Raw genomic sequence first — 12299 nt, 5'->3', positions numbered from 1 at the left:
CCGCTCATCAGCCTGCCCGCTGCGGCAAGCTGATCCGGCACAGTTCGGAAGGCACGGCGATCGCATAAGCTACACCACCTCTCGGGACATCATCGGCCGCCGGACGCACCGTTGATGATGGCCCGTTTTCTCTGCGTTGCCATTCAAAAGGCTTGACTTGGAGCGAGCGACGGCATCCCGGCACGATTGCAGCGTGATAAGGCCCTGGGAGCGGAGGCCCTCTCAGACGTCTATGGCTGTCGCCCTGGGCCTGAATGCGGAAAGACATCGGGCATTATTGACCGCGACGGTCCCCTTGGCACGCCCTGCTTGCCACATGTCGGGTGTCCTGCCACGCGCCTGCGGCCCAGCGGGAGGCTAGCGCAGCTCGACGGAAAAATCCTGCTCCAGCACCACGGCGCCGTCGCGCAGCACCCGGTAGCTCGCCGCGTACCGCCCGGGCAGCCAGCCCTCGGGCGGCCGTTTCCGGCCCGTGTAGAGCAGGGTCTGGGCCTGGCTGCGTGCCGTCGGCTTCGCCTTGTTCTCGGCGATGACGCGCCCTGCCGGATCCTTGACGACGAGATGCTGGATGTCCCCCGCCTGCAGGCCGATGGCGCGGATATAGGCGACGAGCGCCTCGGCCGCGGGATCGGGAGCCGGTGCGGCCCGCTCCTCGACCATCTGCATCGTGACGGGCCCCGATGCGAAGCCGTGGTTGACGACGGCGCGCGGGCGATAGGCGAGGCTCGCCTGCAGCGCCGGCGCCCACAGGCTCGTGCCGCCACCGCAGGCACCGGGCGGCGCATCGACGGCAAAGGGGTCGACCACCCGCCCCGCGTGGCGGACGGTGAAATGGACATGCGGATACTGGCTGAGGCCGGAAAGGCCGACGCGGCCGACGGGCTGCCCAGCCTTCACCGTCTCGCCCGGCTTGAGCCGCAGGCTGCCCTTCGCCAGATGGCAGTATTGCGTCTCCCATCCCCCGCCGTGGTCGATGACAAGGCCGTTGCCGCATTCCATGCCCTCGACGGAGGACTTGTCGCTGCCGCTCACCGGCGCGTCGGCCATGCCGTCGCGCTGCCTGAGAACGCGCCCGTCGGCCGCGGCGAGCACATCGACTCCGGCGCGCTGCGCGGCCATGTCCGGCAAGCGGAAATCGATGCCATTGTGGCCATCCTGCGCGCGGGTGCCGCACATGTAGTCGCGCGCGCCGGGCGAGGACGGATCAACGTCGACATAGGTCTGGATGAAGCAGTCGCGGCCGATCTCGCAGGCGAGCGGCAGCTGCAGCACCGGCCGCTCCGCCGCGACCGCAGCGCTCGCCGCGGCGAGCGCCAGCAGCGCCGCCGCAATGCGCAGCCGCAGGTCAGGCGTCGTGCGGTCGCTCATCGTTTGCGCCTCCCGCCGTGGACAGGCACCCCTGCGACAGACGGGCCGAACCCCTTCCCCCCCGCCTGAAGGGCGACATCGTGAGAATGTAGAGCAGGAAGAACTCCACCTGTCGATTGATGCCGAGCTTGAGCATGATGCGTTTCGTGTAGGTTCTGACGGTCGCCTCGGTGAGGCCGAGCGCCTGGCCCATGCGCGATGGCGGCTGGCCGCACAGCACGCAGGCCACGATCCGCTCCTCCGCCCATTTCAGGCCGAAGGCCGATGCGATGCGCCTCGCGCCTGCGGCTGGATCGACCTGGGGCACAACGAGGAGGAAGCGGTCGTCCTCCTCCTCCATCCAGGCCGGGCCGATCCAGGCGAAGGCGAAAGCGCCACGCTCGGTCGACAGCGGCACAACCATCGTCGGCGGGATCCGCTCCGGCTGCGCCGTCGCCGCGTCGGCGAGGGCCTGCAGAAGCTTCCGCGTCACTGTGTCGTTCGTGCCGCAGAGGATGCCACCGCCCAACTGGAGCGGGCCGTCCTTGAGCAGGTAGTCGCGCCCGGCATCATTGGTCCTGAGCAGGCGCAGGCTGCCGTCGACAATGAAGGCCGGGAAGATGAGCTCGTTGAGGAATGCGGCCACGCCGTCGTCCGGCCGGCGCCGGGGCGCGTGCTGCGCGGCCGTCCAGATGGCCCGCACGGCCCGGGCGGTGCGGTCGAGCTCCACAGGCGCCAGAGGCGCGGCGAGCCAGCCCGAGAGAAAGACGACCTCGAGGCTCTCTCCCACATGCGTGCTTCCGGCCAGCCCCTGCGCCCCGACGGAGGGCGCCGGCCCCAGGATGGCTGCCGCCAAGGCGTTTCCCGCGCTGATGCAGCGCAGCGCCGCACCGTTGCGCTGCAGGCCGAGGGCGAACTGCCGCATGGCCCCGACGGCGACGGCATCGTCGGCCACCGGCCCGAGGGTCACCACATCGGCGACGAGGCCAGTCGCCTGCGACACCAGCGCAACGCAGCAGCGCTCGCAACCGAGCAGGTCTATCACCGCCCGGCCGAACACCTCGGCCGACACACGCATCGTCCGCACGGACTCGCGTGGCGACGGCTGCCCACCGTCTCGATGGGCCTCTGCCGGCCCCTTGAGGAGCAGCGCGGCCCTGGAGAGTATGAAATCGCTCTTGCTCTGGCCTCCGGACTCCTTTGTTGCTTCCTGCATGGGCGCCCTCCGACGCTACTACCTGGGCCCCCCAGAAAAACTGCTCAACTTTCCCTGAAAGCACGCTCGGCGCGCAGCATCAGCGGCGTCAAAAGATACTCCATGAACGTCCGTTGCCCCGTTTCTATGAAGATCTGGACCGGCATGCCCGGCTGAAGGGTCTCGAGATAGGGCCTCGTTTCCGGATCTGCGACCAGTTCCACCTCGATCTTGTAGAACAGCGTGTTCGTCTTGGGCTCTAGCAGTGCATCGGCCGAAACCGTCGTCACCGTCCCGGCGAGCATGGGCGCGCGTCGGGAATTGAAGGCGAGAACGCGGATGCGTGCAGGCTGGCCTGCCCTCACCTCGTCGCGGTCGGCCGGGCGGACTTCGCCCTCGACGCTGAGGCGGTCGGCCACCGGCACGATATCGAGCAGCGTCTCGCGCGGGCCGAGCGTCGCGTTGAGATCGCGCGTGTTGAGGCCGACGACGATGCCGGTTTCCGGCGCCCGCATCTCGCTCTGGACGAGCATGTCGCGCGCGGCGGCGATGCGGTGCCTGGCGTCGGCGATCTCTTCCCGCACAATGTGCCGCTGCTTGGCGATGGCCTCAAGCCAGTCGTAGCGGAGCTGGCGCCGCCGCTCGGTCAGCTCGGCGATCTTGCCCCTCGACTGGGCGATCGAGGCGGCGTTGGTCTCAATCTGGGTCCGGGCTTCCACCTCGGCGCGCTTGAGGGCGAGGAGACGGGGCTTCCTCGCCAGGCCCTTGGCGAGCAGGACCTCCGAATCCCGGATCTCGTCCCTCAGATAGGCCAGCTGCTGCCGCAGCCCGTCCGAGCTCGTCTCGAGGCCGCGGATCGCCTCCTCGAGCTGGCGCACCTGCTCGTCGATCACCCTTGTCTGGCCTGCGAGCGCGGCGGCCCGCGCCGCGAATTCCGCAAGCTGGGCCTGGATCGCCGCCTGCGCCTCGGCGCGCGTGGCCGCGGCGGCGGTCAGCTCCTCCGGGAAGGATACGGTGTCGGTACCCGCCTCCTCGGCCGCGAGGCGCGCCTCCATCGCAAGATCCGCGAAGAGCTTGGTCTCGAGCACGCCGAGGTTGGCCTCGATCTGCGTGGTGTCGAGCTTCGCCACGAGCTGGCCGCGCTCCACCCGCTGGCCCTCATGCACGAAGATCTTGTCGACGATGCCGCCATGGAGGTGCTGGACAGGGCGCCGCTTCGACAGGACCTTGACGACGCCCGGCGCCATGACAGCGCTGCTCAGGGGCACGGTCGCGCTCCAGGCTCCGAAGCCGCCGAACAGCAGGATGCACAGAAAGCAGCCCCAGGCGACCAGCCTGCGCGTCTCGGAGCGCGGCTCATCGAGCGCGACAGCCGGCCTGACGCCCATGACCTCGGCCCCCGTCGCCGGCCGCCGCTCACCCACCACCGTCGGCGTCCACCGACCACCGGAACCGTCGAGCTGCTGCATCGGCCCTCCTCCCGGCTCAAGACCCCGCCCCGCTCTGCGCCGGCTTCATGGACCGGACGGTGGCGGATCTCGACATGGACTGCGGCATCACCTCCCCCGGCACGCCGAAGGCGACCTGGGTGCCATCGCGCAGGAACAGGATGAAGTCGGCGACGGTCAGCAGCCGCGGGCGGTGCGAGGCGACGAGCACGGTGGCGCCGCGGGCCTTGGCCTCGCGGATGGCGTGGCAGAGCGCCTCCTCTCCCTCGTGGTCGAGATTGGCGTTGGGCTCGTCGAGCAGGATGAGGCGCCTTTCGCCGAAGAAAGCGCGCGCGAGGCCGATGCGCTGGCGCTGTCCGCCGGACAGCTTGCTGCCGTCGCGGCCGATCTCGGTCTGGTAGCCACGCGGCAGGGACAGGATCATGTCGTGGGCATTGGCGAGGAGGGCCGCCCGGACCACATCGGCATCCGTCGCGGTCTCGTCGAAGCCAGCAATCGCCTCGGCGACGGTGCCGCCCATCAGCTCGGCCTCTTGTGGCAAGTATCCGACATAGCTGCCGAGCTGGTCGGGGTCCCACTGGTCGAGGGAGGCCCCGTCTAGGCGGATGATGCCCGTGGTCGGCCGGGCGAGCCCCGCGATCATGCGCAGCAGCGTGGATTTTCCGGCGCCTGTCGGCCCGATGATGACGACGACGCTCGCCGGCGGGCAGGAGAAGGTCACGCCGGCGAGGATCGGCCGGCGGACCTCGCCGGTACGGAAGACGAGGCCCTGCACGCCGACGGCGCCGGAGGGCGGCGGCTGCAGGGTCCTGCGCGGCTCGGCGAAGACGGAGGCGACAGCGGCCCGCACGCGCGTCCAGGCATCCCGCGCTGACATCAGGGGCCGCCAGGCGGCCACCAGATGCTCCATCGGCGCCAGCGTGCGGCTGATGATGATCGAGGAGGCGATCATGCTGCCGGGCAGCACCTCGTTCTCCAGCACCAGCCAGGCACCGACGGCGATGGCGGCGACCTGCAGCGCCAGCCGGATCATGCGGGCGATGGAGGCGACGGTGGCCACCCGTTCGCTCGCCCTGACGACCGGCGCCAGCGCCTCGTTGTTGAGCCGCAGGAACTCCCGCACGGCGCCGGTTCGCCAGCCCATCACGCGGATGAGGTTGGCGTGCCGGATGATGCTGTCGAGCGTCGTCTGCGCGAGGCCGGCGGCCGCCTTCGCATTGTCACGCTCCGCCCGCGCGATGCGCTGGCTCACCAGCGCGAGGACGGCGATGACCGCCGCGCCGGCGAGCGCGATGTGCCCGTAGTAGGGGTGGATCAGGTACAGAACCACGATGAACCCCGGCAAGAAGGGCGCGTCGATCAGCATGGGAATGGTGTTGCTCGACAGCAGGGTCCTGAGCTCGCGCAGCCGCACGATGTCGTGGGTGCCGCCCTCCGAGCGCCGCGCCGGATCGGTGATCGCAGCCTTGAGAACGAGCGGGGCGAGGTTCTGCTCGAACCTGACGGCCAGACGGCCGAGGAGTCTGTCGCGCAGCACGTCGAAGGCGGCGCCGAAGCCGAGGGCCCCGAAGGCGAGCGCCGTGAGGGCAAGGAGCGTCTCGATGCTGCCGCTCGTCAGCACCCTGTCGAAAACCAGGATGGCGAAGAGGGGCAGGATCAGCAGCAGTGTGTTGATAACGACGCTGAAGACGACGACCCAGACGAAGACGCCGCGATCCGGGATCGCGCCGAACAGCGACGCGAGGCTCTCCGGACGGTCCTTGCCAGTCGCCAGCCTTGCCGATACTCGCGGCATGCGCCCTCCGACAGCGGACAGCATAGACGTCTTACGCCAGCGACAGGCTCGCTGCCGCCGCGCTCTGCGTACCAGCCAGCCCTCGGGGCGCCGGAGAAAAACACCCTCCTCCGCCCCGTCTACCGCTGTCTCGACCGCGGCGAGGTTACGGAACTGCGGCGGGGAAAAAAATCCCCATTTGGGGACGAAAAGTTTGTCACGCGGACTTCCGACCACACGGTCCCGCACTCGCGCCACCGGCTCCGCCGAGCGCGCCGGCGCCTAGACCGTTCGCTTCACCGGGGCAACGATGCACGGCCCCTTCCTCAGCGTTGCTTTTCATTTCTGACATTGGCGGGACAGGCTGCTGCAACGGAGCCCGAAGCGCGGCGCCCTCGCGCTCCGCACCCCGAAGGTTCGATGGCGATCGCATCATTGCCAGGCGCGCAAGGAAAGGAGCGGCGGCGCTGGCCGTCGCTCCTCGTGTTGCAGCCCCGGGACGAAAGGTCAGACGATTGCGATGGCGGTGTAGCCCGCGTCGTCGTTGATCTCGTCGATGGAGGTGTAGGGCGTGGCACCGCCGGTCACACCGTCGAGCTGGATCGTGCCGAAGCCGAAGTCGAGCGTGGTGTTGGTGCCGTCGTCGTCGACGACCACGGTGGCCGGGTCGAAGCCGGCCGGCGCGTCGATGACCACTTCGTCACCATCAGCGAAGCTCAGGTCAGTGATCTCGTCGTCGCCGAAATCGACACCCGTGTCATCGCCGAAGTTGAAGGTGTCGGTGCCCGCCCCGCCGGTCAGCACGTCGTCACCCTCGCCGCCGTCGAGCGTATCGGCACCGTTGCCGCCGTCGAGCGTATCGTCGCCGGCCTCGCCGTAGAGCTCGTCGTTGCCATTGCCGCCAAAGAGCTCGTCGTTGCCAGCGCCGCCCGTCAGCGTGTCGCTGCCGTTCCCGCCGCTCAGCTCGTCGTCGCCATCGCCGCCGCTCATGATGTCGGCGCCGTCACCGCCGTCCATCACGTCGTCGCCCGCGTCGCCGTTCATGGTGTCGTCGCCGGCGCCACCTTCCATGAGGTCGCTGCCGTCATTTCCGTTCATGACATCATTGCCATCACCGCCGGCGAGGGCGTCGTTGCCGGCGCCACCGTTCAGCTCGTCGTCGCCCGCTCCGCCGTTGAGCGTGTCGTCGCCCGCCCCGCCGTTGAGGATGTCGTTGCCGTCGTCACCGTTCAGCGTGTCGTCGCCGAGGCCGCCGTTGAGCGTGTCGTCACCCGCCCCGCCGAACAGCGTGTCGTCGCCGAGCCCGCCGTTCAGTGTGTCGACGCCGTCACCACCGTCTATCCAGTCGTCGCCCGCTCCGCCGTTAAGCGTGTCGTCGCCCGCCCCGCCGAACATCGTGTCGTTGCCGGCCCCGCCGGCGAGGGTGTCATTGTCGTCGCCGCCGTCCAACCAGTCGTCACCGGCGCCACCGATGAGCTCATCGATGCCAGCGCCGCCGGAGATAAAGTCGTCTCCCGCGCCGCCGCTGAGGGTATCGTTGCCGTCACCGCCGTCGATCGTGTCTGCGCCTGCCCCGCCGAGGGCGATGTCGTCACCGGCACCGCCCAGGATGACGTCGGCTCCGGCACCACCGTTCAGCGTGTCGTTGCCCTCGCCGCCGTCGAGCAGATCGTCGCCCGGGCCGCCGTTCAGAACGTCATCACCCTCGAGGCCGAGCAGGATGTCGTTGCCCGAGAGGCCCGTGATCGTGTCTGCCAGGGCGGTACCGACAAGAATAGGATTGTCGACGCCGTTGTCGTTACCAAGTGTTCCGACGATATCAGCCATGGTCATACTCCATCGTTCAGGACGAGCCTGCGATGAGCGCGCTGTTCTTATTGTGGTGCATTGACTGCTTGCGCGTACCAGGCCCCGATCCGAGGGGTTCGCGCCGTGAAGAGCTTGGGGAAGCTAGCGAGCGTCAGGAAAGGATACAATCCCCAACTGGAGACAAAAAAGCAGCCTCGCCGCGCCGGCCGGTGTCCGGGCACGCAGTTTCAGCCGCGCGGTTGGAACATTTCCCGCCCGGGCGATTGTGGCCCTCGCACCGCCTCCGGGGAGCGTCGCGCCGGTTCTGCCCGCGGCGCGGTGCCTGCCTCCGCACGTCGCCTACAGGTTCAGTGCCGCCTTCAGCGACGGGCTCGTGCGCAGGCGCAGGTCGAGATCGGCCTCGATGTGGTCGATGTGGCTGACGATGAGGGCCGCGGCCGCCTTCGCGTCGCGCCTCTCGAGCGCATCGACGATGGCGTCGTGCTCGTCGTGGCCGCAGCTCGAGGCACCGGTGCGTCCGTAGAGCGCGATGACGAGCGACGAGCGGGCAACCAGCTCCTCCATGAAGCGCTGCAGGATGGCATTGCCCGCGACGGCGGCGAGCAGCAGGTGGAACTCGCCCGAGGCCTTGATCTCAGCACGCCGTGCCTCCGGCCCGCGCGCGTGCATGTGCCGGCGCTCGGCGGCGAGGTGTGCCCTGAGACGCGCAACATCGCCGGCCGTTGCCCGCTCCGCCGCGGCCGTGACGATGCCGGGCTCGATCAGCCGCCGCGAGGCGAAGACCTGGCGCGCCTCCTCCGGCGAGGGGTTGGCGACGAAGGCGCCCCGGTTGCGCTCGATGCGCACCAGCCCCTCGAAGGCGAGCATCTGCAGGGCCGCGCGCGCCACCGTGCGGCTTACCTCGAACAGCCCACCCACCTCGCTCTCGGAGAGTTTCGTGCCCGGCGCCAGACGGTGGTCGACGATGGCGTCGCGCAGCCGGTCGCGGATCGCCTGCGTCCGGTCCTCGCCCGCCGGTTGCCCGCCGGCAGATGTCGAATCGATGAGGCTCATGCCCGTTTCATCCGCATGGGGCCCTGGTTCTAGCGCCAAACGCGCCAAAGGGAAGCTCAGATTGACAACAGTCCTGACAAAAATTGCATACGATCTTTTCATTCGATCGGCGACGATTGCCCGCAATTTGGGCAGGTACGGATCCCAGCCTCTCCTGCGCCCTTCGCACCCGCAAAAAACGTGAGCCCTGCCAGCACCTTGGAGCTGCGGCCGGCAGTTGGCACGCGGGATGCTTCGTTCCCTGCAGACAGGGGAATGCCGCATGAGCAAAGCTGCCGCCATCGACATCGCTTCCGTGTCCAAGGTCTACGGAACGCTGACTGCCGTTCACTCCATCAGTCTCAAGATTCCCGCGGGCAGCTACTGCTGCCTGCTCGGCCCGTCCGGCTGCGGCAAGTCGACGACGCTGAGGATGATCGCCGGGCACGAGCGAATCTCCTCGGGAGACATCCGGCTCGGCAATACGGTCGTCACCGACCTGCCGCCCGCCCGGCGCGGCACGGCCATGATGTTCCAGTCCTACGCCCTGTTTCCCCATCTCGATGTGGCAGACAACGTCGCCTTCAGCCTCAAGATGAAGGGCGTGCCGAAGGATGAGCGCCGTGCCCGTGCGCTCGAGATGCTGAAGCTCGTGCGGATGGAGGCCTATGCCGACCGCAAGCCGGCCCAGCTCTCGGGCGGCCAGCAGCAGCGCGTGGCGCTGGCGCGCGCGCTGATCACCGATCCCGAGGCACTGCTGCTCGACGAGCCGCTGTCGGCGCTCGACCCGTTCCTGAAGATCAAGGTGCGGGCCGAGCTCAAGAAGCTGCAGAAGGAGCTCGGCATCACCTTCGTCCACGTCACCCACAGCCAGGAGGAGGCGATGGCGCTCGCCGACCTCATCGTGGTGATGAACGAGGGCCGCATCGAGCAGGCAGCGCCTCCGCGCACCATCTTCGAGCGCCCGGCCACCGCCTTCGTCGCCCGCTTCATGGGTGATCACAACGTCATTTCGGGCCGGGTCGTCGACGCGCGGGACGGCGCGGTCACGGTCGAGGTCGCCGGCGGCGGCCGCTTCCGCGCCGTGGGCCGCCCGCGGCAGGACGGGCAGGCGGACATCGCCGTGCGCACGGACCGGGTGCGCCTCGGCGAGGAGCCGGCTGACGGCCTCGGCTTCACCGGCATCATCACCAATGTCGAATACCGCGGCGCGACGGTGAAGCTGACGGCGAGCGGCGCCGGCATCGAGGATTTCACGGCAATCGTCGGCGATGGCGCTTTCTTCGCCAAGCCGGTCACGGTGGGCGAGGCGGTTCCGTTCGCCTGGAGTGCCGAGGACGCGATCGTCCTCGGTCGGCTCGATTCCTGAACCGACAACCAAGCCAGCAACAATCACAAAGAGGGGATGAGGCCATGACGAAGACGACAAGGGACAAGCGCGGCATCTCGCGCCGCACGCTCCTGAAGACCGGCGCCGCCGCGGCGGGCCTCGCCGCAGGCTCGGGCGCGATCACCGGCTTCCCGACGATCTGGGCGAAGAACCCGATCACGCTGCGCCAGTTCGGCACCGGCGTGTCGAACCTCAATGCCATTGCCGAGAAGTGCAAGGAGGACCTCGGCATCACGCTGGAGATGACGGCGATGGATTCGGACGCCGCCGCGCAGCGCGCCGTCACCCAGCCTGACTCCTACGACATCGCCGACGTGGAGTACTGGATCGCCAAGAAGGTCTTCCCGGCCGGCGTCCTTCAGCCCATGGACGTGTCGCGCATCAAGTACTTCGACAAGATCGTACCGCTCTTCATCACCGGCAAGCTCACGCCCGACAGCATCATCGCCCAGGGCACGGCGCCGCATACGGTGGGCTTCGTCGAGGGGCCGGATTCGACCACCTTCGCCAAGGAGCCGACCGGCTGGCTGACGATGGTGCCGACCATCTACAATGCCGACACCCTCGGCATCCGGCCCGATCTCGTCGGCCGTCCGATCACCTCGTGGGCCGACATCATGGACCCGGCCTTCCGCGGCAAGACGGCGATCCTCAACATCCCGTCCATCGGCATCATGGACGCGGCCATGATCATGGAGGCCGCAGGCGAGATCAAATATTCCGACAAGGGCAACATGACGCGCGAGGAGATCGACAAGACCATCGACTTCCTCATCGCTGCCAAGCGCGCGGGCCAGTTCCGCGCCTTCTGGAAGTCCTTCGACGAGAGCGTGAACCTGATGGCCTCCGGCGAGGTCGTCATCCAGTCCATGTGGTCGCCGGCGGTGGCGGCCGTGCGCTCGCGCGGCATTCCCTGCGTCTACCAGCCGCTCAAGGAGGGTTATCGCGCCTGGGGCGGCGGCATCGGCCTCGCCAAGCACCTGAGCGGCGCCAAGCTCGACGCCGCCTACGAATACATCAACTGGTACCTCTCGGGCTGGGTCGGCGCCTATCTCAACCGCCAAGGCTACTACTCGGCCTGCATGGAGACCGCCAAGGCCTACATGACGGAAGACGAATGGGGCTTCTGGGTCGAGGGCAAGCCGGCCAAGGGCGACATCCTCTCTCCCGAGGGCAAGGTGATGGAGAAGGCCGGCGCCGTGCGCGACGGCGGCTCCTTCGAGGAGCGCATGGGCAAGGTTGCCTGCTGGAACTCCGTTATGGACGAGGACCGCTACATGGTCCGGCGCTGGAACGAGTTCATCGCCGCCTGATCCCATCCTCTCCGCCCCCGCCCCGCCAGGCGGGGGCGGCCTCGCGGATCCCAGTCGCGCCTTCAGGAGAGGAACGGCCGCATGGCCATCGCCGTCGAACAGCCCGCCGTTGCCCCGGCCCGCACCACCCGCGCGCGTCTCGCCTCCGTGCCGGGGCGGCTCGTCGCCTACCTGCAAGCGGCACCGCTCGCGCTCATCCTCGGCTTCTTCCTCCTCGCGCCGATCGTGATGATCGTGGTGGTCAGCTTCTGGGACTACGACTTTGCGCGGCTCTATCCCGATTTCATCCTCACCAACTATGTTGATACGCTCGGCTCCTGGGTCACCTGGCGCACCTATCTCAACACGCTGAAATATGCCGTCATCGTCTGGGCGCTGACGCTCTTCATCGGCTTCTGGGTCGCCTATTTCCTGGCCTTCCACGTGCGCAGCACGACAATGCAGACCGTGCTGTTCCTCGTCTGCACGGTGCCGTTCCTGACCTCAAACATCATCCGCATGATCTCGTGGATCCCGGTCTTGGGACGCAACGGCCTCGTCAATGCGGCGCTCCTCAAGACGGGGGTCGTCTCGGCGCCGGTCGAATGGCTGCTCTACTCCGACTTCGCTGTCGTGCTCGCCATGGTGCACCTCTACACGCTGTTCATGGTGACGCCGATCTTCAACACGCTCATGCGCATCGACCGTTCGCTCATCGAGGCCGCGCGCGATGCCGGCGCGAACGCCTGGCAGGTGCTGTGGAACGTTGTCCTGCCGCTGGCCAAGCCGGGAATGGCGATCGGCACCATCTTCGTCGTCACGCTGGTGATGGCCGATTTCATCACCGTGCAGGTCATGTCCGGCGGCCAGAGCGCCTCGGTGGCGCTGATGATGCGCAATCAGATGTCGCTGCTGCAGTACCCGGCGGCGGCCGCCAACGCCGTCGTGCTGCTCGTCCTCCTGATGGTGGCGGGCATCCTGCGCGTCGTCGACATCCGCAAGGAGCTGTGAC

General features: G+C 68.3%; 9 protein-coding genes. 3 read left to right on the top strand and 6 right to left on the bottom strand.

Features of this window, described 5'->3' with window-relative positions; genetic code table 11:
• Positions 1-357: 357 nt before the first annotated feature.
• The 6 genes from HNQ73_RS13245 to HNQ73_RS13220 form a co-directional block, all read right to left on the bottom strand.
• Entirely contained in the window at positions 358-1368 is a 1011-nt protein-coding gene (locus HNQ73_RS13245) for a M23 family metallopeptidase (RefSeq protein WP_183335331.1), read from the bottom strand.
• Positions 1346-2563 (bottom strand): helix-turn-helix transcriptional regulator, encoded by a 1218-nt coding sequence (locus HNQ73_RS13240; protein WP_183335330.1) that lies wholly within the window; start codon positions 2561-2563, stop codon positions 1346-1348. Before HNQ73_RS13240 ends, HNQ73_RS13245 begins: the two co-directional genes overlap by 23 nt.
• Positions 2564-2607: 44 nt before the next feature.
• Entirely contained in the window at positions 2608-4011 is a 1404-nt protein-coding gene (locus tag HNQ73_RS13235) for an HlyD family type I secretion periplasmic adaptor subunit (protein WP_183335329.1), read from the bottom strand.
• Between the two features lie 16 nt (positions 4012-4027).
• Positions 4028-5785 carry a type I secretion system permease/ATPase gene (locus HNQ73_RS13230; RefSeq protein WP_183335328.1) on the bottom strand — a complete coding sequence of 586 codons (1758 nt, stop codon included), beginning with the start codon at positions 5783-5785 and terminating at the stop codon, positions 4028-4030.
• A 486-nt stretch (positions 5786-6271) separates the two neighbouring features.
• Complete coding sequence (locus HNQ73_RS13225) at positions 6272-7591, bottom strand: calcium-binding protein (RefSeq protein WP_183335327.1); 1320 nt, start codon at positions 7589-7591, stop codon at positions 6272-6274.
• A 321-nt stretch (positions 7592-7912) separates the two neighbouring features.
• Positions 7913-8626: a GntR family transcriptional regulator gene (locus HNQ73_RS13220; protein WP_183335326.1), complete on the bottom strand. Its 714-nt coding sequence runs from the start codon at positions 8624-8626 to the stop codon at positions 7913-7915.
• Between the two features lie 262 nt (positions 8627-8888).
• Between HNQ73_RS13220 and HNQ73_RS13215 the strand changes: the two genes are divergently transcribed.
• The 3 genes from HNQ73_RS13215 (at position 8889) to HNQ73_RS13205 (ending at position 12298) form a co-directional block, all read left to right on the top strand.
• Positions 8889-9974 (top strand): ABC transporter ATP-binding protein, encoded by a 1086-nt coding sequence (locus HNQ73_RS13215; protein WP_183335325.1) that lies wholly within the window; start codon positions 8889-8891, stop codon positions 9972-9974.
• A 44-nt stretch (positions 9975-10018) separates the two neighbouring features.
• On the top strand, positions 10019-11308 hold the full coding sequence (locus tag HNQ73_RS13210; protein ID WP_183335324.1) for an ABC transporter substrate-binding protein: 1290 nt from the start codon (positions 10019-10021) through the stop codon (positions 11306-11308).
• An 81-nt stretch (positions 11309-11389) separates the two neighbouring features.
• On the top strand, positions 11390-12298 hold the full coding sequence (locus tag HNQ73_RS13205) for an ABC transporter permease (RefSeq protein ID WP_183335323.1): 909 nt from the start codon (positions 11390-11392) through the stop codon (positions 12296-12298).
• Position 12299 lies beyond the last annotated feature (1 nt).

The organism is Chelatococcus composti (genome assembly GCF_014201415.1).
GTDB lineage: Bacteria > Pseudomonadota > Alphaproteobacteria > Rhizobiales > Beijerinckiaceae > Chelatococcus_A > Chelatococcus_A composti.
The sequence above is the reverse complement of the archived record's forward strand: the minus strand, read 5'-3'. Positions and strand labels throughout refer to the sequence as shown.